The organism is Peribacillus simplex, assembly GCF_001542915.1.
In the GTDB taxonomy this organism is placed as follows: domain Bacteria; phylum Bacillota; class Bacilli; order Bacillales; family DSM-1321; genus Peribacillus; species Peribacillus simplex_B.
Map to the genome: position 1 here is coordinate 52,397 of NZ_LNNH01000016.1, position 21,500 is coordinate 73,896.

Consider the following 21,500-nt stretch of genomic DNA (forward strand, 5'->3'; position numbering starts at 1 on the left):
GATAGGGAAAGATGGTATTGTATCGATGAAGGTAATTAGTATATATTTTAATAAGGTTTACTATGTAATATTCATATTTTTTCTCTTTTTTTGTTACATTTTCATATAAACGATCTAAACAGAAAAACAAAAAGCCGAGGAATTTATCCTCGCCTTTTTTATGGAACTTAGTGTTTTACAACTTTTGTCGTGGCCTTGGAACTGGTATTCCCGGCCTTATCTTTTGCAGTTACAGTAAGCGTGGTTCCTTTTTTCTGTGCTTTGATCTTGACTGAGTAGGTACCTTTAGAGTTTGCTTTTGCTGAACCAAGGGTTTTGCTTCCTGCCTTCACAGTTACAGTTGAACTTGCTTCCGCTTTCCCGGTAACCACCTTATCATTGTCATCTACTTTCTTTATTGTTGGCTTGCTAGGTGCGACCACATCAGCAACAGTTACCGATGCACTTGAACTTACATTCCCTGCGCTATCTTTAGCTGAAATGGACAACTTCGTGCCTGCTTTTTGAACGGCGATCTTTATAGAGTATGTCCCTTTGGATGTTGCTTTTACAGAACCTAACACCTTGCTTCCATTTTTAACAGTAACAGTAGTACTGGACTCTGCTTTTCCGGTCACCACTTTGTCATTGTTGTCAACTTTATTTACAGTTGGCTTATTTGGTTTAACATCGTCTACAAATCCTGTTGCAATAGCATATATGTCATCTTCTGTATTATCGTCAAGATTGTAATTATTATCCTGGTCGTAAACGCCTATGTAGTATGTGCCTTTTTTGACGTCATACGCTCTTAATTCAACGTCTTCTTCGTATTTGTTTCCTAAGTATTCCAAGTTGCTATTATCAACATAATCTTTTTGTACCGCTGCAAACCCTAGGTCAATGGCATATGAGGATGCTGATCCTGCTACTAACAAAACTCCATCACTAGGAACGGCCACTTTGGAAAAGTCTACATCATATAGAGGAAGCAATTGACCGATTGTTGTTTTTTCAAATGACGAATTATCTGCTGAGCCAAAGTCATCATTGTACTCGGTTTCATAAATATAGTCTTCATCACTGGAAGATCTGCTCATTTTCCTAAACCCTTCAACGGATTTCGCTTGTGAACCTTTAACTTCTCTTTCCAGTTGATTAAACGTCCTAGATTCAATGAATCTTTTTTCAAGTGGTTTTTCCATTTGACTTTCTAGAGCTTTTCTTACCAATTCGTTCTCGTTTCCTTCTGCCTTAACAACATCTACAGACAATGACGAAGCAAATAGACCTACCGCAACCAACGACAAAATACCTTTATTGCGCACAATCACTCCTCCTACATTCGTTATAAAGAACCACTCACTTCACTTATACTAATACAAAAGCACCTTAATTACCATAAGTTTCTATATGGATATTGTTACGTGCCATTTCACACCCCGACTTAAAACCCAGCTACCTTCACAGGCAGCTGGGTTTCCTATTAGGTCTATTGAGATCCGGTTAGTAAAAAAGCACTCTTTAGTTAGAAGAAAACTTACAGTTCCTTTTTCATAAATACGCTATTTGGGTCCTCGATGTAATCGGAAAACGGCTTACAATATTGGAATCCGATACTTGCGTAAAGTCTTCTTGCTGGTTCGAAAGCATCCATCGATCCCGTTTCCAAACTTAAGCGCCGATAGCCACGTTGCTTGGCTACTTCCATTATGTATTCAAGCAGCTGTTTTGCCACACCCTTTCTTAGATGTGATGAAGATGTTCGCATTGATTTTATCTCACCATGTTGATCATCAATTTCTTTAAGTGCCCCGCATCCAACTAATTGATCTCCTTCCCATACACTCCAGAATGTAATTTCTGGTTTTCTCAATGCCTCAAGATTTAGGGCATGTATACTTTCTGAAGGGGAATGCAGGGTCATACCATGGAGGTGCTCGCTCACCAGTGCAATCACTTCAGATCCATTCAAATCATCTATTTTAATTTCCATAAAAATCGCCTCCTTATTCTTTACGATGAAAATGAGCTCTGCCTCATTACTTTAACGTATTATTCGGTTGCTTATTGATGAGAAGCACGTGAACCTTACCCTTTCTTATCCGCGTAATTATTGGGGATAAGAAAGGGTACTTGAATGGAGTGGACAAACCGATATGTAATTTGGACCTATTAGAAAAAGACCTCAACGTAAAAGTCGAGACCCTGATTCTATGAGCGTTTTTGATAGGCTATTTAGTTGGATGTATGCTATCTGCAATGACCACTCCGTGATTAAATTTAGCAGCTTGCTTTTGCTCCCTCTCCTGAATCGAGTTCAATGGTAAATGAGGGAATAATAATTCGGCTACACGATAGGCTTCTTCCAGATGTGGATACCCAGATAAAATGAAGGTGTCGATGCCAACGGCTTGGTATTCTTTCAGGCGTTCGGCCACCGTTATCGGGTCACCGACTAATGCCGTCCCAGCACCAGCACGTACTAGACCGACACCTGCCCATAAGTTAGGGCTGATTTCCAGATTGTCTTTACTTCCACTAGAAAGTGCTAGCATACGACGTTGCCCCTCTGAAACATGTTTACTCAATTCCTTTTGTGCGGATTCAATTGTCTCGTCATCCACATATTTAATTAATTCATTGGCTGCTTGCCAAGCTTCTTCTTCCGTTTCACGAACAATGACATGTAAACGAATGCCGAATGTTAGGGTACGTCCTTCTTTTTCAGCCAGTGCTTTTACTCTATTGATTTTTTCTTTTACTGCATCAACGGGTTCCCCCCATGTTAAATACACATCACAGTGTTTAGCGGCTACAGAAAGAGCTTTCTCTGAGGATCCGCCAAAATAAATAGGAGGGTGAGGTGTTTGAACCGGTGGAAAAATAAGACGGCCGCCGTCAATATGTAAGTGTTTTCCTTCATATTCCACTTCTTCCTCTGCCAATAGGGAGCGCCATACGTCTAAAAATTCATTTGTCAGTTCATACCTTTCATCATGGTCAACCGTAATACCATCGCCAACTTGCTCGGCGGGATTACTTCCTGAAACGACATTGATCAAGAGACGTCCACCTGATAGTCTATCGAATGTTGACGTCATACGGGCCGCGACGGACGGCAGCATTAGTCCTGGACGAAGAGCTACGAGAAATTTCATGCGTGAAGTGACGGATAATAACGAAGATGCCGTTACCCATGCATCTTCACAAGATCGTCCAGTTGGTAGTAAAGCTCCCTGATATCCTAACGAGTCAATGGCTTGCGCAAGCTGTTTCATATAATCGAAATCCACATCACGGCCGCCTTTTGATGTCCCTAAATAGCGGCTGTCCCCGCCTGTTGGAATAAACCAAAACACATTCATTTTATCTTCCTCCTGTACTGAAATAATCCACCGGTTGTTTCCTCTTGCATTCCTTTGGAAACATTAGCATAGCAATTGTATAATCCAATCACATTATACACTAATCTGATAGCCATTCAAGGAATAAATAATGAGAATATAGTAAATTATCAATCTTTTTAGAATGAACAATTTAATAAATCCTTGCATTTCAATCGGAATAATGCAATTATTATAAAATGAACTTCCGATTGGACAACCAAAGGGTTCTTTATTCTGTTGCAAAAAGAGAAGGAAGAAAAAAGAAAATCCAAACAGTCTAAGGAGAGAAGTTATGGCACAACCAGTAGTTAATGATACGGGGATACAATCGGTCAATACATCTAAACAGCTTAAACTTAAGGAGAAAATCGCTTACGGTTTAGGAGATGTAGGTAATAATTTCTTGTTTGATCTTGGTCAAATTTACTTGCTCAAGTTTTATACGGACTCACTGGGTTTGTCTTCCGCAACAGCTGGATTAGTCTTTTTAATAACGAAAATTTGGGATGCATTCGCGGATATCACAGTCGGCACTTGGATTGATAACAGAAAGAATATTGGGCCTAAGGGTAAATTTCGGCCATTCATCTTGTATGCTGCGATTCCACTTGCTTTAATAACGATTGTCAGTTTTACGAATCCGGATTTCTCGCTGACAGGAAAAACTGTCTGGGCATTTGTAACCTACATGGCGTTCGGAACCATTTACAGCATCTCAAATATTCCTTATGGATCAATGGTGCCTGCTATGACGAAAGATCCCGTGGAAAGGGCGGAATTGGCATCATTTAGGCAAGCGGGCTCAAATTTAGGACTTCTAATTACGACTGTAGGATTTATGCCTATTGTATTCATGTTCAATAGTGAATCTACTGGTTATGTCGTGGCTGTATCCGTTTTTGCCTTCTTGGGTGTCTTATTGCAAATTTACGGTTATGCCAATGTAAAAGAAAGATATGTGCACGAAAAACCAAAGGAAACAAAGGTCAAGTTGATGGACAGTTATAAAGGCTTATTAAAAAATACGCCTTTACTTGTTCTGTGCTTAGTAAATTTATTTACCTTTTCAGCTTTTAACGTCAAACTTGCTGTTCAGGTCTATTTTTGTCAGTATGTATTGAAGAACGTTTCGATTGTACCTTATATGGGCTTTTTTAGTATTGGATGCGTGTTCATTGGCGTTGCACTCGTCCCTTTCATGGTCAAAAAAGTTGGTAAGAAGTTTACATATATAATAGGTTGCGCCATATGGGCTGTAGGAGACATTTCAGCTTATATTTTTGCAGATAACGCCGTGATTTTCATTATCCTAGCCTGCTTTGCTTTTTTTGGAAGTTCATTTGTAAACAGTTTAAACTGGGCTTTAGTTTCTGATGCTGTCGAATATGGAGAATGGAAAACCGGTAACAGATCCGAGGGCGTTGTTTATTCGTTCTTCACCTTCTGTCGTAAGCTTTCTCAAGCAATTGCAGGTTTCGTTCCCGGGCTTGTATTAGGTTTAGTCGGTTATGTGCCAAATGCGGTTCAATCTGCAGATGTACAGCAAAGTATTAGAGGGTTAATGTTTATCTATCCAAGCACTCTGGCCATGGCTACCATTGTAGTTGTCGCAATATTCTATAAACTATCGGACGAAAAATACAATCGTATCATTAAAGATCTTAGTGAACGTAAAGATAATGTTTCCATGTAGTTATTCTTTTAAACTTAATTCCATTTGTCTTAGTTTCCATAAAGTTCGAATAACCAATAGATGCACTGCACGTATAAAAGAGGCGAGGAAAATTTGTGGACGCACCTTTTCCTCACCTTTCCCCCAAATCGTTCGGTGCAAAAAACCATTCACTTATGAATCATCTTGAACCTTGGATGGGGCATACTTACATTATTCATTCTATCTAACCTTTTAGGCCACGGTACGAGGAGCGCCTTGGCTTTTTCCTTTGTTCCATCCTCCACCTTCCACCCACCTATTATGTCTATGTGGGCTTAATAACGATCCATTGGTTCACCTAGGCAATCCAGATCTCTTGTGATACTGATGACAATTTCATAATTCCCGCCGTTTATCATATTGACCTTTTGAACCTCCACGATATCATGCTCATATTCCTTGCTGTAATCGCACATTTCATGTAAATGAGATTGAAGGTTAAAATTCCGCCTGTTTTTAATCTTTAATTTAATGGATAGTTGATTCGTTTGTATATTCATTGCTGCCCATCCTCGCTATCAATATTTTGTATATTCTTTTTTTTCCATTTTCAATATGGAGTTCGAGTTCGGCCTTTTGGCGCAAATGATGATGGAAATGCATGCCGACCAAATCAAATCATACCATTCCTGCGCATTCAGCCAGCCGAAGCCCCCATGCTTCACTTTGAGGTTTGGGTTGATCGCACCCACCTTCCATTCCCATTCCTGCAATCTGTTCTTTACATGATCCAGCCTTGTTGTAAGCTTTTCCATACTATCTTGATTATTTGGCGGGGCGTTCATTTCATCCGGTAACTTGATCTTAATCGGAGGAAAGCCGCCATTTCGATATAACCGCTCACCAAATTCCGTTTTCCCGAGCCCATGCTCCGCTTCCGCTTTCGCACAAAGTTCCACGTTATCAAGATACTCATGGGCGACGGCTATTAAATGGTCGTACATCTGACAGATGGTCCAAACTCCCTTGGCATTTATATATTGCAGTTGCTCGATGGAATAGTTTTGCCAATCACTTTTATAGGCTTCTATCATTTCCGATGCTCCCAAACTCCCCTCTCCATTCACCTATAATTTACGGAGATTGTTCCATAGCCCCTTCAAGATTAACATAATTATCCATTTATCATATATGTTTCATGAAGTAGGTCTATGTTTTTTTTGTCTTCTTTTCTGGGCATTATATAAAATTTGTCCATTTACAAGTGACAAACTTATGGAATCTTCTTGTGCAATCCGATGGACAAGATTGCTAGAATGATACTATGAAAACGGATTCACGTTACACCACCATCAATAATCTTTAAAACATTTAAAAAATTTTAGGAGGAAAGAAAATGAGAGCATTAGTGATTGAAGAGCCTTATAAAGCAGTCGTGAAGGAAGTTCCTTATCCTGTACCGCATTCCGGCGAGGTAACGATCAAAGTGAAGCATACCGGTATATGTGGCACCGATATCCATATTTACAAAGGGGAATTCCTGTCTCCCTATCCGATCATTCCAGGACATGAATTTTCTGGTGTCATTCATGAAATCGGAGAAAATGTAACAGGCTTTCATGTAGGTGAACGCGTAACCGCTGATCCTTCTTTATTTTGCGGCGAATGTGAATATTGCTTAACCCATCGCGGTAATCAGTGTACTAATTGGGGCGCCCTCGGCAATACCACTGATGGCAGCATGGCTGAATATGTAAAAGTCCCGGCTCGAAATGTCGTCAAATTACCTGATTCCCTTTCATTTGAAGAAGCTGCCTTCATCGAGCCGATGGCCTGTGTCGTGCATGCCATGAACCGGCTCGATCTCCAGGTGGGGGAACGCGTTTTATTATTTGGGGCTGGTGCAATGGGACAACAATTGATTCAATCCTTGAAGATGGCCGGTGCTTCAGAGCTTGTCGTCGTCGATCTTGATCAGGCAAAGTTGGATATGGGGCTCGAGTGGGGAGCTACAAAAGGGGTACTCAGCCACGAAATGGAAACAGAGCTGAATCAAGAAAAATACCCGCATGGTTTCGATGTTGTTGTTGATGCTACCGGAATCCCTTCCGTCATCGAACGGGCATTTGACTACATCGGAAAAACCGGTAAATACCTTCAGTTTGGCGTGACTGCCCAAGATGCCAAGATCTCACTCGATCCATTTAAATTGTATAATAATGATTGGACGGTTTTAGGTTCCATGGCAATCAACTACACCTTCATCCCTGCTTTCCACTGGGTGAAGGAAGGCCGGATCCAATTAAAGCCCCTTATTTCCGATCAGCTGTCGCTTGAGGAAACGATTGATTATTTACAAGGAAATCGCAGCAGCAGTCAATTTAAAGTCCAGGTAGAAATTGAAAAATAACGGCATGCCGGTCCTTGCCATCGTTTGGGCAGTTCATATCTGCCTGCCCAAACGATGCTGACCGGCTTTTCACTAAACAGCGGAAAGGAAAAAAATGATGAATCCAACATTATTAGTAGGAATCGATATTGGCACGCAAGGAGCGAAGGCTGTGGTGATTGATGATATGGGACATGTCGTCTCTTCGGCCGATGTATCTTATTCGTTTGAAAGCCCTCAACCCGGCTGGTGTGAGCAATCTCCCTCCCTTTGGTGGGAGGCCGTCATAGCCTGCTTGCATAGGTTATGGAAAAACGGCGTTGATCCGGCAGACATCCGGGCGGTGGGCGCCACCGGGCAAATGCATAGCCTGGTCATTTTAGATGAACGGAATCAGCCGATCCGGCCAGCGATTTTATGGAATGATGGAAGAACTTTAAAAGAATGCGGCGAAATCGAAGAAATCATCGGGGCTGATCGTTTATTTACCACGACGAGAAATCCGATTCTACCTGGTTTTACTGCGCCAAAGCTATTATGGCTCAAAAACAATGAACCCCATCAATATTCCCGGATAAAGAAGGTCTTAATGCCAAAAGATTATCTCGTCCATGAATTGACTGGAGAGTTTTCAGCCGATGTGACCGATGCAAGTGGGACATGTTTGCTGGATGTCCAAAAAAGAGAATGGGCTTGGGACATAATCAAAGACCTTGGCTTTTCTTCGGAATGGTTTCCCCCTGTATCGGAAAGTCAGGAAGTGGTCGGAACCATTGGCGAAACAGCTTCACGGGTGACTGGATTGCCAATCGGAATCCCGGTGGTAGCCGGAGCCGGTGACAATGCAGCTGCTGCCCTGGGAAATGGAATAATAACGGAAAGAAAAGGGAGCATCAGTATCGGAACTTCAGGGACCGTTTTCGTTCCCCTGAACGAACTGCCCGACCTGGCAAGAGATCAAGCCGGCACCCTCCATTTGTTTTGTCATTGCTTGCCTGGAATGTGGCATGCGATGGGTACGACATTATCGGCAGGCATGTCTTTAAGGTGGCTGCGAGACACTTTTGAAAAGGAAAACTATGACGACTTGCTTGATGGGGTTGAACAAGTTGAAGCTGGTGCAGATGGATTATTGTTCTTCCCCTATTTGAATGGAGAACGGTCACCATTGAATAACCCCCGGGCGAAAGGTGTTTTCTTCGGGTTAACATATGGACATCATCGCAAAAGCATGGCACGTGCCGTGATAGAAGGTGTTTGTTATAGTTTAAGAGATGTATTGGATATGATGGAGAAAGCTGGGATCGAGGTGGCGGATTGGACGGTCACGGGCGGTGCCATTAAAAACCCCATTTGGACAAAAGTGCTTGCTGACGTATACCAGCAGCATCTTCAGGTTCATGTGGAACGTGAAGGCCCGGCTTATGGTGTATCCATTCTGGCTGGACTTGGCAACGGAGTATGGAAGGCGGTCACCGATTTACCCATGCTTGATCAGGTTGCCAATCGGATTACTTGCAATCGGGAAAACCAACATGTGTATGACGCCCAATTTGCCCGCTATCAATCCATTGCACAAGCGATGAATCCTTTGTTTTAGTACATATAAATTGATGGGACATGCTTGATGAGAAATGAGGTGTTAAGAATGGCAGAGAAAACGCAAATATTTATTAGCAGCCGCCAAAAGATGATAATCGACCGTCTTCTTGAAAGCGACTTTCCGATAATGCCGAAAGATATGGCTGAGGAACTCGATATCAGTTTACGGACTTGCCAGCGTGAGATAGCCCAGTTAAAGCCGATTGTACGGTCATATGGACTGAAGATCATGAAACAGTTTCGAAGCGGGATATGCTTGGTTGGGGATGAGGAATGTAAAGGGGTTCTGGCAGACGAACTGGAGAAGGCCCATCAATCGACCTCCTTTTCTCCAAAAGACAGGCAGCTTGGAATCATCTGTGACTTGTTACGCGATCAGACACCAACCAAAATGTTCGTATTCAGCCAAAAATATTATGTGACGGAAGCGACGATCGGCCATGATTTACAAGAGCTGGAAGGCTGGTTGAACCAATTTCATTTGACATTGGTTCGTAAGCCGGGGCTCGGTATTTTCATATCTGGGGAGGACAAGCATTTACGAGCGGCCATTACTGCGGTTGTAAATAATCAAACACTTCCAGAGAATTGGCTGGCCGTGTTTGATTTATTGAAATCAGGAAAAAAAGAAGATTGGCAGATTGAAAAACATATCCCGTCCATGTATTTGGACCTGTTGGATTTGGATATTCTTCATGCAGTCGGGAAAGTGCTAACGGAAGCAGCTGAACGTCATCCTTCCCTGTTTTCAAACGAACGGGACCGGATCAGTGTTTCCCTTCACTTAGCCCTTGCAGTCGAGCGTCACAAGGACCAAAACAATGATCTTGTGGCGGCCGACCGTAAGCTAATCGAGTTGTACCCTTCTTCTTATTTTATAGCGGAAAGATTAAAGGAATTACTGGATATCCAGCTGCCGGAAGAGGAAATAAATTATTTGATCCTTCATTTATACGGGGTCCAGCCTAATCTCCCGCTTGAACAGTTTCAAGAAGAGGAAACCACACATTTAATCAGGATCTTCATCGAAGGTGTGAAAGCGGAACTAAATGAGCCATTGACGGACCCGATGTTAAGTGAAGGACTGCTTAAGCACTTCTACCCTGCACTAAACCGGATACGCAACGGACTGCCCATTCATAACCCGCTTCTTTCCCAAATTCAACGAGACTATCCCGTTGTCTATGAAGCAAGCCGGAAAAGCGCTGAATCACTCTCGAATTACCTTGGCGTTAGGATACCTCCCGCTGAAATTGCTTATATGGCCATACACGTGGGGGCAGCACTAATAAATCAGCAAAATCTAAAAGGGCGCGTCGCAGTCGTTTGTGCCAGTGGATTTGGCACCTCTCGCTTACTTGCATCCAGATTAAAGCAAGAAATCCCCGGCCTTCAGGTTTCAGAGGTTTTGTCGCTTAGTGAACTGCCGGGTTGGCTGGAAAACAACTGGCAAGTCGATGCAATCGTATCAACGATACAAATCCCCGGCATCACGGAAGAACGCCTTGTCGTCGTATCTCCCATTTTAAGCGACAATGATGTTCAAAAAATAAAAGGGAAATTGAAAAAACAACAAAGCAGCACACAAAGGCCACGCTCGGATGATCATCCGTCAGAAGACTCTTCACTTATGGGAATCGCTCACTACGGAGAGGCCTTCGCGCAAGTGATGAGAGGATTATCATGGATGGAGGCGCTTCCAACAAAGGAGAAGCTTGCGTGGCTTCATGCCTTTGTCTCAAGATCGCATGCCGTCATCTCCCCCGAAGGGCTGATTGAAGCATTTGAGGAAAGAGAGCGGAAAGGCAGCTTTGCCATAGGTTCAATTGGGATCTTGCATAGCCGGACGGCTGCTGTCAGGACCCTTTTCGTCAACATTATTTCGTTGAAGGAAGCAATGCCATGGCATACTGAAAGTGGAAAAAAGCAAGTCGTCGATACCTTGTTATTATTGGCAGCACCGCCCGATGCACCGCGTGAGCATTTTCAGCTTTTAGGGGAGTTAATAAGCGGCCTTCTTGATGATGAGCTAGCAGGAGCCATCTCTTCCGGCAACAAGGAATGGACTCTTATTGCCGTGAAAGAGCATTTTCAGCAAGCTTACCAGGAAAGGATTTTATCTTATGCAAGAGGAAAACAAAGATGAATCGCATAGGACGCATATATAGTTCGATTGTTTTTCAGAATATCTCCATCATAATCGCAGCCGGCATCTTGAATATTTTGTTTGGGCCACATGGATGGAAGCCCGATGCTGGCATGAGTCAATTTATCGATCCGATTTATCGATATGTGTTGCCACTCATGCTTGCCTATACAGGTGGGAAACTTTATGGCGGCCATAGCGGGGGCATTGTTGCAAATGTTGCGATGATCGGGCTCATCATGGCTTCCGATATGCCAATGATCATTGGAGCGATAATATTCAGTCCGCCAATCGGTTGGCTTTCGGCATGGTTGGAACGGCGAACACAGGATTATATTCCGATTGGCAGTGAACTTCTGATTGCCAATCTTATTGATGCGTTGCTTAGCATAGGTTTGATGTTAGCCGGTTATTACTTGGTTGGCTCCCTTATGAACGATGTTCTCAAGCATATAAACAGTGGGTTGGTCATGCTGGTCGGATCAGCATGGCTCCCCTTTTTATCCTTGGTCATCGAGCCTGCCAAGGTGATGTTTTTAAATAATCTCATAAACCATGGGATCGTCGCGCCATTCGGTATTCAACAGGCACGCGAACTCGGGAAAAGCATCATCTTTCTAGTAGAGGCGAATCCTGGACCAGGCTTCGGTGTCCTGCTAGCTTATTTGATGACTTCAAGCAAGGAAGAAAAGCCATCCATCCGAGGAACCGCTGGAATTCAGCTTTTTGGAGGAATTCACGAAGTGTATTTTCCATATATATTAATGAACCCCGCCTTATTCATTGCAGTAATTGCCGGAGGATTCACTGGCATTTCCTTTTTCCAGATATTTAATGTCGGACTCGTTTCCACAGCTTCTCCCGGCAGCATTCTATTGATCTTGTTTCTAGCTCCGCAAGAAGATATATTAATCATTTTAGCAGGAGTCGGGTTATCGGCCGTGGTATCATGCATCATCGCTCACTTTATTCTCGTGCGATCCCATGCTAAACGGAGCGGGTCACCTATGGAGTCCCTCACCTTGCCGCTTGGTGAAAAAGAAGAACGTCCAAGCATCATGATTCTTGATGAACCGCCCTATAGCCTTTCATCCATCCGGCATGTTACGATTTCCTGTGACGGAGGGATGGCTTCAAGCGCAATGGGAGCTGCCATCCTAAGACGGAAAGTGAAGGAAGCCAGGCTGCCGAATATCCAAATCGAGCACCGTTCCATCGATGATATCCCAACCGAAACTGATTTGATCATTATTCAGCACCAACTAAAAAAAAGAATGAACCAGATGCATCAATCCACTCTAATCATAGGGGTGAATTCATTATCTAACTTACTGGAATATGATGATATCGTTTTACTCATTAAGAACAGAAATCAATCATATTAAAATCGCTGTAATTTATAAAAACGGCGATGACCTGCTACATTTTCATCAGACAAAGCCTGCCGGTCTCACCGTATAAACGTGCTCGAACAACGCTATCATGACGATGTATACGAGAAATATTTTGATTGTTACGTTAGTCCAACTGTTGAGCCATCAATACCCCTGCCTAGCCTGATGGACGCGTAAAACCCAAAAGGGGTTCCGAATTCTCCCTTTCGAACCCCTTTTGGTCCACTTACTGAGCCGTCCGCATGAATCAGACGGTTTTTTCCATTGCTTCCAAGTTTACCTTTTCCGCTTCATCTTTTTCCTTTGCCGGCAATTGGATAAATACGGTCAATATGGCACTGATGAAATATAAAATCGCAAGCATCCAGATCAAACCGCTTGCACCCATCGGTTCATATAAAACACCTACAAGCGCCGGGCCGACAAATACGGGAAGCCCTGCCCCTAAATTCAATACAGAAACAGCCGCTCCTTTATCTTCTTTTACAAGCGACGGTACCAAAGCAGATAATGGTACATAACCTGCAAGCGAAGCCCCCCAGAACATTCCGGCAATAAAAACGAGTACAAGATTACCGTTCGTCCATATTGGCATATAAAATAACAGCAGTGTGGAAATTCCTGCAAAAACCCCGCCAAACCAAATTACCGTATTACGCCATCCTAGTTTATCACCGACTATTCCAAATATCACATTGAATACGATGTTGCTCGTGAAAATCATGCCCCACATGGTCAGCCATGTATTGATGGAAATTCCGTAATTGGCCATGTGAATCGGCAGAAAAATCGGAAATGCAAATTGGGAAGTCGTATTGATGGTTCGGACAACCCCTCCAATCGCAACCTTTGGTTCCCTTTTTAAGATTGTAAAGCCCTTTGTCAATTCCTTTAATTTTGCTCGGGTACTCATGCTGCTGCTTTTAAGTTCCAGTTTGTCACGATTCATGACAATGGCAAACATTGCTCCAACACATACCCAGAATATCGATGTCCATAGAGTGCCAATATGCCCGAACCGTTCAATCGCCCATATCGAATAATAAGCACCCAGCACATTCAATCCGCCTGTAAAAACAAACCAAAACCACCCCACTGCCGCTCCCAGCTTATGTTTAGGACTCCGGTAATTGATCCATACCATGAAGCTATAGGCAAAAAGAGGATATCCGAACCCACGGAGAGCATAAGTGAGCAGCATCGTGCCCTGATTCAACTCGGCAAGGCCAAAAGCTATGAAAGAACTGGTTCCGATTATGTAAACTAATAAACCCGTAAACATGATTTTTCTAGGACCGAAAGCTTCAGCAAGCACTCCAGATAGAAAGGAAGCAATGGTAACGGTAACTCCATACGCCGTATAAAGAGAAGCGGTTTGTTCGACGCTCATTCCCCGTCCTTGCAAATAAGCACTCATCCAAGCGATTTCCAAACCGTCACCCATCATGAAAATCAGGATTCCCAGATACCCCCAAGCGAGCGACTTCGTAATGCCGATTTTATCTAATAATGTCAGGTTCATTCCGTTAACCGTACCCATAAACATCCCCTTTTCCTAATCAATTAAATGCATGATTGCGCTTTCATCATTTCAATTAGTATAGCATCGTTCAAAGGGAAATTGAGGCGCCACTTCTCTCAACTTTGGCGCTTTTTCCATGACAAAATTTAACTATTGCGAAAATAACCATTTTCAATATTTCCCAAAATAAAACCCTGAATCTTCCTCTCTCAGAAGAAGACTCAAGGTTTTGGAAAAAGGAAAAACTACGCCGATTCACATCCTGAAACAAAATAAAAAGAGCCATTAGGCTCTAAAATAATCTGGTAATTATTATCTTAATCCATCCAAAAAAAGAGACCCATAACGGTATGCTTAAAGATGTACCAAACAAAAGACCTTTTAAAAAATTTCCTTCGTCCTTATTCACCATATTGCACACACCTCTCGGCTTCACTTTTAGTACCATCATTTTAAATGAAAGCGCTCCCTTTGTATATGGTTCAATTGATACAACCTCTACCTCCTCTCAAAAAAACTCGTTTAACTGTATGTACCTTTTAGGAATGATGTTTAAACTGTGTCAGGTAGATAGTACCTTACGATCATTTTCTTTATTGATTACCTCTACCCGGCATGTGGCCATTTTGCTTGGTAAGCCTCGCTTTACCAATATTTCCAGTAGCTGATCAGCACTTGCTTTTAGCTCCTGCACCCTTACCGCCTAACCTTCAGCAAAAAAAGCCCTCTAATGGACTTTTTTGATAAACTATAAGCATGATCGGCACTAATCGAACTCAAATCATTCGAATAATTTGGCAAATGTATTTTCTCCTGCAATGCCATCTGCATATATTCCAACAGACCTTTGAAATGCTTTCACTGCCGATTCCGTTCCACTCCCAAAGATACCGTCTATCCCCCTTGGGTTGAAGCCTTCCATATAAAGTGCCGCTTGAAGAATATAGGTGATATTGCCTTGGGCTCCTTCCCTCACATTAGGTGAGGCAGCTCTTGTTCGCGGTCCCCATAATCCATCGACAGTAAGCTTTGCCCCATATTGTTTATTCAATTCCGTTTGATACCCCTTGATCAGCGCGTTCTTCGTATTCGGCCCATAATAACCATCCACCGCGATTTTTGCTTGATACCGCTTATTCAATGTGGTTTGGATGGACTTGATGGTTGGATCTCCACTGTCCTTTTCAGGCGGGTCTTTTTCGATGACATCCGGTTTCACACCTGACCCAGGTGATGGTGTGGTCCCAATCACCTTTGATGTCAAATTAGGCTTTAAGCCTTCCTGAAGCTGAGTATACGAGAGCCCATCGGTCATTTCCAGGTGTGGATAATCTTTAAAACTTGACCAGTCCCCGCCCCACGCAAAGCCCAATGATTTACCGATTGCCCCTGCCCTCCTCCATTTTTCATCAACAGTCCAGATCGCATTTTTGCCATCATCGCTTACGATGAAGAAATCAATGGCCAGTCCATAATTATGGTAGGATTGACCTGGCAGCGCATTAGTCACTACCGGTTTTGATAAATCACTATAATTCAAGCCACCGTAGCTATATCCTAAGCGCCCTTGACCATACAACTTCGCTTGCTCTTCCATTGAGCGATAGCCGGCACTGATTTGCACAAAAATGCCTTCTTTGTATGCCCGTTTAATCATTTCCAATGCTGATTCCTTGACGACTGGGTGTATTCCGCTGCCCATGTTCTTTTCCGATCGTTCCAATAATGTTTCCAATTTGACTGTCAATTCAATCACCTCCCAATATGTTATGGTGCTTATCAGGAAATGCTTGTACAATTTAGAAAAAACACCCGAAAAATGCTCTTTAGCTCCAAATCAACCCTATTAAAATATTTTATTAAACCAAATAAAAGAAACCACTTCATAAGTGGTCTCAGTTTGTAGACAAAAGAGGGCGTAATTCAAAAATTCCGATAAACATGTTTTAAAATTATAACTCTTTTTAATCTTGGCATTTCCTTATGGGTTGTGACAGCTTCGCTAGTATCTCTATTAATAGGTTAGTCCATGACCAAGTTTATAGATATTACCATCGCTATCCTTATATGCATATGATAGTCCTGCAGGCATATATTTGTCCTTGTCATAACCAGGTACATCGTTTCTAGACACACATTCACCATTCTGACGAACGGCAATTACATCTTCACTCGCTGGTAATGTTAATGGTAGAACACCTACTGGTTTACTATTACCTGCGATAACCTCAAACAGTGCATTATAGAAGGTATCGTATCCAGCGATTAAAGCATCAGCCATCGGTTCAATATTTTCAAGTATCCATGGCAAGGTTACATTCACACTGATAACGACTTTTCCACTACGGCTATGAAGGTTGTCGCTCACTTCTTTTAGATGATCCATACCAGTTATAGTCGTTTCCTGATACAGTGAGCCATCTAAAGCTGATACTACTTTCCCCTCACAAACCTCAAGCTCTAATAGTCCTGGTGTCGCGTTGAAATAAGAACCGGATTTTGGATGTAAGAACATGATCGCTACTTCAGCTTCTTCATAATTAGTAGTCATCGAAAAATGGCCGAGCTCTTGACACTCTTTCCTTGCCTTTTCAGTATATTTTGTTGCTCGTTCTACATCCTTGTGCAATACTTCCACATATACTTTTTTACAATTAACCTTTTCAGCAGTTAATGGTAACGTCTCGTTTTGATTTTTAAGGATCGTTACAGATTTTTTATGCCCTTCATAAGCTGCTTTCCAATTCACTTTGTTACTAACTACAGCTGTAGCCTCTTCTGGCGAATTATATGTACGGTCATCGAAAATACCTAATGTAAACATTTCTATCAGAAGTCGTACATTCGCTTCATTAATGCGCTTTTCGCTAATCCAGCCTTTACTAACAGCCATTTTAAGATTTTCTATATCATTTGTGTCCGCAACTATATCTGTCCCTGCATTGACTGCTTTCGCAAAACGTTCAGCCTCACTTAATTCTTCTACGCCCCAGCTCATATTATTCACAATGCCGCTGTCACTATTGATATAGCCCTTAAATCCAAGTTTTCCTCTTAGAATATGATTAATGAAATAGTGATTGAATGTGAAGCCTACCTCTTCGAATGGAATGTCTTCACCCTCGAACTCTTGTACCACACTCTTCTTGATACTTGGTATAGAATAATAGGGCATGATAGATGATGTACCATGTTCTACCGCTGCTCTAAATGGTGGTAAGTGATATTTTTCTAAGCTTCCTGGAGTAGGGTAAAGATTCCACTTTCCTTCTTTATAATGAGGATCGAATCCATTTTCCCTTGCTCCTCCACCAGGAAAATGCTTCGTTGTCATGGCAATACTGTTTTTGCCTAATTCCTCACCTTGGAATCCATCGATAAGACGACCAATAGCATCAGAAATAAATTCTGGATCTTCTCCAAACGTACCATAGGCTCGTTGCCATCTCGGATCTGTAACCGTATCCGCCATGTACATATACCCTTTTCTGATACCTGTAGCATTCCACTCTTCGCGAGCGATTTTAGCAAATTCGCTAATAAGTGTTGCATCTCCACCGTTTTTAATATCTCCCTGTGCTGCCGCTGCAAGACCAAGGGTTCCAGGCCATGTGGAGAAAATTCCACCTGCATCATTCATACCAAAAATAGGTTCTGCATTTTCATTTCTTGAATTGGATGTAATCAAGCAAGGAATACCTAAACGGGTTCCCTCAGCAACTTCATTCATTTTATTAATCCATGCAGCCATTTCAGCTGGGCTAAAGTTGTCTCTTAATATGAAGTGTCTTACATTCCTTTTCTCGATCGTATGTGTTGTTCCGTATATTTTTGATGCAGCGAATATATTTTCCCCTTTTTCCACAATCGCTTCATCCAATATACCCTCATGGCTTGTCTTTTCTTTATTTTCCTGAGAAAGCCCCATTTTGCGCGTATTAATCAGCATCATACCGATCTTCTCATCGATATGCATCAATGAGACTAGGTTCTCCGCACGTTCCTTTGGACTCAAACGCCAATCCTTATAAGGTTCTAGCTTCCCACTATTATTCAAATCCTTAAATTTCAATCCGTCAACTTCGATAATATTCTTCACTCTAACTTCTAATTCTGGTTGTTTATGATACTTTTCCATTGCATTTCCTCCTAAACTTTACCTTCTCCTCGCTCTACCCTTAGAAGGAGCCAGTTATGATTTCCGCAACTTGTTCAATAAATTTGATATCGCTTTCTTTACTGTTATAATAACAACTAAAAGTTAAAAATAAATGGCGTAAATTGCTCAAAACATTGCAATTGTTGCTATTTGAGAGGTTGACGAAATATGAAGCAATCTAATCTAATTCCTGTCATCAATAGAGGGTTTAACATTCATTACTTTAGCAAAAAACATCCATCCCATGATTGGCTCAAAATTCATGATAAATCTCCTGAGGAATTTTCCAAAATCGAGTCCTTGTTCCAATTGCATCAGCATGATGTTTTAGAAGTGCTCGTTTTTTTAGATGGAGAATGTGACTTCTTTTGCGAAGGAAAAACTTATCCCTTAAAGAGAGGCGATGTCGTCATCATCCCTCCCTATGCTGTTCATAAGGCAAATGTTAAGAAAATGGACAGATATGAACGAATCATTATTAGCGTTAGTGAGCATTTGCTGAATGACTTCCTTTCAAGTTCACCAACGATGAAAGAAAATATCATTTATCAAAAAACATTAGATACACACGTGTTACATTTACATACAAAGCATTTCCAGACAATTATTTTTTTACTAGATGAAATCACTCAAAACATTGATAAAGGCGAAGAAAATCTCCCCTTCACATTAAACTATCAATTATTTCAGGTGCTCCAAACGATCTTCGATTCCTCTAATAGTAAGGCTAGTCACGGAAATAAGGACGAACTGGACCAAAGATTCCTATCAATAGTAGAGTATATCGAATCACATTTTACAGATCAGGATTTAAGTTTAGACATTGTAGCGAATCATTTTCATTTAAATAAATATTATTTTTCACATTATTTCAAGAAAAATATGAACCTTCCTTTTTACCGTTACGTATCATTAAAACGCCTATCTTTTGCCGTAACGATGATTAAGAAAAATCAGATATCCATAGAGAAAGTTGCCTTACATTGCGGTTTCCTAGATTATTCTAGTTTTTATCGACTCTTCAAAAAAGAATATAATATTTCTCCCAAAAAACTCCAAAAAAGATTTCAAAATTCATACTAAGATGCGGCTTTCATGAAAGGAATAACAAAGAGGCTTCCCAAAAGTACAATGAACCATGGAGAAGCATCGATAAAAATTCTCAATATTTAAAAAGTGAAGGAAAAATCGAATCCAGGAACTGAAGCCAGCAGCTCATATTCCATATTTGTTTGGGCCAATCCGTATTTGACTCGTTAAGACCTAATGAGCATCAAAGGTAGTTAATTATTTAACGTTTTACCCTCCCATTTCTATTTTTTCTTTAAAGAATGTAACAAGACAACAATTTGTCATGTTGAAACGAAAATATATTATCCGCGAACATTTAAAGAGAATTCTAAAAGGGGTTCGGAATCAATAATTCCGAACCCCTTTTGTCTACAAACTGGAATGCCTATATATAGGCATTCTTCATCGTTTATTATGACCATTTTTCTTCATTATCAATCCATTGATTATTTTTTAACTCATATGATTTAGTATCGTCGTGGAAAACAAAGAAACATGGTACATTCAATATATCCCCGCATGATTTTTTCCAACATTGACCGAACCAATCTGTAAACGCTTTTTGTTCTAACTCGTATATTGCTGGATAATTTTCTTCGTAAAAATTATCAAGAAAATCATCCAATGAATGGTCGATTAACTGATAGTATGTTACATCAGGAATTACATCAACCTGCAAAAACTGAATGGGCTTATTTTTAAAATAATCCTTTTGAAGCGCATCCAATACAATATACGCCTTTTCCCCCAAAAATACCTAGAATTAATTAAGTGTTTATATTTGCAACAAAAAAAAGCCCTCACAATGTTAATCTTCCGGAAATAGTTTCATCGAGCAGATCTAGTTGACGAGCTTTATAAACTTATTTCGCTGTTCTTTAATCACCACGAGCAATTCTTCCCCCGTCTTGAAACTATTACATAGGAGTATTCGGGTACAAGTGCTACATAAAAATAAAGGCGTGGCAAAATACTGATGATACTTATTCATTCCCATCTGAGATTACTTACGATTATACCATTGTTACACCTATAACTAAGGGGTACCTGAGTTTCCCATCTTCCGCTCAAATTGACGGGCTGTTACAAAAATATCTAGTTGATAGATTACTAACCATCATTAAAACCAATCAAAAACAATTCGAAATAACAGCATTACTTATTATAATTATGCTGCTGGAGATTATAGTAGCGCTTTTGAGGGCAAGCATTTTTCGGAATTACAAACAAACGTAAAAGAAAAACAGGAAAATATCAAAAAAGTTATCATCTATATCCAGTAGAATTACGATAAAAAAATAATGCTTGATGACTTAGCCTCCCTTTTAATATGAATAAAAAATTTTTTCAAAATATTTTCATCACTCAATTGTAAAACGCCCATTACGTATATAAATGAATATGTGAGAAAGCGGCCGAGTTGTTAAAAAGCAGCGATTTAAAAGTCTTGGATATTTCCTTCATGGTTGGATTTGAGAATTTCAGCTATTTCATCAGGAGATTTAAAGAGCATAAGCGTTATCCCCCATTCAATACAGAAAGCAATTTCATATGAGGGGCATTTCAAATTAACTCAAGAAATGTCACCATATGTATACTGATTCTTCCATTCTTAATTCTCGTGGCTATACCGTATGAATAGGCCCCAGCGTGTCTCGTTCGTTCTCCAAGCCCAAAAATAAAAAAGCACAATCCATAAGCGGATTGTGCTTCAGACTGTAGACAAACTCGATGAAAATCGAGTTTGTCTATTTTTATGGCCTGTACAATTTAGACGTTGATTTCCACTCCAGGCACTCGCTTTCCGCGGGCGGTCGGGGAGCCTCCTCGGCTTTGCCTGCGGGGTCTCCCCTAGACGCGCTTTTCCCGCAGGAGTCTCGTACCTTCCGTTCCAATCAACTTTGTTCTACCTTTTAGATAGAACACTTTTGACTGGAGTCATTTTTGTTTTAAAATTGAAGTATTAAAACTTGAGGTGATGAGGATGCTTTCTAAACATGATTCTATTCAGCGAGATCAACTTGAAATGATTACTTTAGATCAACTGGTGCCACCGAACCATTTGGTTCGTAAAATGGAGGCTGCCATTGACTTCACTTTCATTCAATATACCTTCGGTATTCGTTCCATGCGTAAAACGATTGAAGAAGTTGAAACCAATATGGCTTACCGTTGGTTCTTAGGCTATGGTTTCC

The 21,500-nt window shown here is 41.2% G+C and carries 17 protein-coding genes; 8 read left to right on the forward strand and 9 right to left on the reverse strand.

The genetic code is table 11. From position 1 onward, the window contains the following. Positions 1-167: 167 nt before the first annotated feature. From AS888_RS09560 to ssuD, 3 genes are all read right to left on the reverse strand, one after another. A complete protein-coding gene (locus tag AS888_RS09560; protein WP_061141952.1) occupies positions 168-1,307 on the reverse strand; it encodes an Ig-like domain-containing protein in 1,140 nt (379 codons plus the stop codon). 212 nt (positions 1,308-1,519) lie between these two features. After that, complete coding sequence (locus tag AS888_RS09565; protein ID WP_061141953.1) at positions 1,520-1,975, reverse strand: GNAT family N-acetyltransferase; 456 nt, start codon at positions 1,973-1,975, stop codon at positions 1,520-1,522. Between the two features lie 238 nt (positions 1,976-2,213). Beyond that, the gene (ssuD, locus tag AS888_RS09570; protein WP_061141954.1) at positions 2,214-3,347 is read right to left on the reverse strand and encodes an FMNH2-dependent alkanesulfonate monooxygenase; all 1,134 of its coding nucleotides are present in this window, start codon (positions 3,345-3,347) and stop codon (positions 2,214-2,216) included. Between the two features lie 313 nt (positions 3,348-3,660). Between ssuD and AS888_RS09575 the strand changes: the two genes are divergently transcribed. After that, on the forward strand, positions 3,661-5,061 hold the full coding sequence (locus tag AS888_RS09575; protein ID WP_061141955.1) for a glycoside-pentoside-hexuronide (GPH):cation symporter: 1,401 nt from the start codon (positions 3,661-3,663) through the stop codon (positions 5,059-5,061). A gap of 296 nt (positions 5,062-5,357) precedes the next feature. Here the strand turns inward: AS888_RS09575 and AS888_RS09580 are convergent, their stop codons facing one another. After that, positions 5,358-5,582 carry a hypothetical protein gene (locus tag AS888_RS09580; RefSeq protein WP_061141956.1) on the reverse strand — a complete coding sequence of 75 codons (225 nt, stop codon included), beginning with the start codon at positions 5,580-5,582 and terminating at the stop codon, positions 5,358-5,360. Positions 5,583-5,600: 18 nt separating this feature from the next. After that, positions 5,601-6,116: a DinB family protein gene (locus AS888_RS09585; protein ID WP_311316474.1), complete on the reverse strand. Its 516-nt coding sequence runs from the start codon at positions 6,114-6,116 to the stop codon at positions 5,601-5,603. Between the two features lie 302 nt (positions 6,117-6,418). Here AS888_RS09585 and AS888_RS09590 point away from each other — a divergent pair, with 302 nt between their 5' ends. The 4 genes from AS888_RS09590 to AS888_RS09605 all read left to right on the forward strand — a co-directional run bounded on the left by AS888_RS09590 (position 6,419) and on the right by AS888_RS09605 (position 12,544). Then, entirely contained in the window at positions 6,419-7,432 is a 1,014-nt protein-coding gene (locus AS888_RS09590; protein WP_061141957.1) for a zinc-dependent alcohol dehydrogenase family protein, read from the forward strand. A 94-nt stretch (positions 7,433-7,526) separates the two neighbouring features. Beyond that, positions 7,527-9,011, forward strand: a complete 1,485-nt coding sequence (xylB, locus tag AS888_RS09595; RefSeq protein ID WP_081092372.1) for a xylulokinase — start codon at positions 7,527-7,529, stop codon at positions 9,009-9,011. A gap of 48 nt (positions 9,012-9,059) precedes the next feature. Beyond that, a complete protein-coding gene (locus AS888_RS09600) occupies positions 9,060-11,159 on the forward strand; it encodes a BglG family transcription antiterminator (protein WP_061141959.1) in 2,100 nt (699 codons plus the stop codon). Beyond that, a complete protein-coding gene (locus tag AS888_RS09605) occupies positions 11,156-12,544 on the forward strand; it encodes a PTS sugar transporter subunit IIBC family protein (RefSeq protein WP_061141960.1) in 1,389 nt (462 codons plus the stop codon). Before AS888_RS09600 ends, AS888_RS09605 begins: the two co-directional genes overlap by 4 nt. A gap of 256 nt (positions 12,545-12,800) precedes the next feature. On the opposite strand, the gene AS888_RS09610 is transcribed toward AS888_RS09605, so the two are convergent. From AS888_RS09610 to AS888_RS09620, 3 genes are all read right to left on the reverse strand, one after another. Beyond that, positions 12,801-14,093 (reverse strand): MFS transporter, encoded by a 1,293-nt coding sequence (locus AS888_RS09610; protein WP_061141961.1) that lies wholly within the window; start codon positions 14,091-14,093, stop codon positions 12,801-12,803. Positions 14,094-14,856: 763 nt separating this feature from the next. After that, entirely contained in the window at positions 14,857-15,822 is a 966-nt protein-coding gene (locus tag AS888_RS25015; RefSeq protein WP_081092375.1) for a peptidoglycan-binding protein, read from the reverse strand. Between the two features lie 267 nt (positions 15,823-16,089). After that, the gene (locus AS888_RS09620; protein WP_061141962.1) at positions 16,090-18,213 is read right to left on the reverse strand and encodes a glycoside hydrolase family 3 protein; all 2,124 of its coding nucleotides are present in this window, start codon (positions 18,211-18,213) and stop codon (positions 16,090-16,092) included. A gap of 189 nt (positions 18,214-18,402) precedes the next feature. Between AS888_RS09620 and AS888_RS09625 the strand changes: the two genes are divergently transcribed. Further along, on the forward strand, positions 18,403-19,317 hold the full coding sequence (locus tag AS888_RS09625; protein WP_061141963.1) for a helix-turn-helix domain-containing protein: 915 nt from the start codon (positions 18,403-18,405) through the stop codon (positions 19,315-19,317). Positions 19,318-19,717: 400 nt separating this feature from the next. Here the strand turns inward: AS888_RS09625 and AS888_RS09630 are convergent, their stop codons facing one another. Beyond that, positions 19,718-20,032 carry a hypothetical protein gene (locus tag AS888_RS09630; RefSeq protein ID WP_061141964.1) on the reverse strand — a complete coding sequence of 105 codons (315 nt, stop codon included), beginning with the start codon at positions 20,030-20,032 and terminating at the stop codon, positions 19,718-19,720. Between the two features lie 735 nt (positions 20,033-20,767). On the opposite strand from AS888_RS09630, the gene AS888_RS27140 reads away from it, so the two are divergent. Together AS888_RS27140 and AS888_RS09635 are read left to right on the forward strand one after the other, a co-directional pair. Next, entirely contained in the window at positions 20,768-20,860 is a 93-nt protein-coding gene (locus tag AS888_RS27140) for a hypothetical protein (RefSeq protein ID WP_340373678.1), read from the forward strand. A gap of 429 nt (positions 20,861-21,289) precedes the next feature. After that, the coding region (locus AS888_RS09635) for a transposase (RefSeq protein ID WP_081092376.1) at positions 21,290-21,500 on the forward strand (211 nt) is incomplete at its 3' end.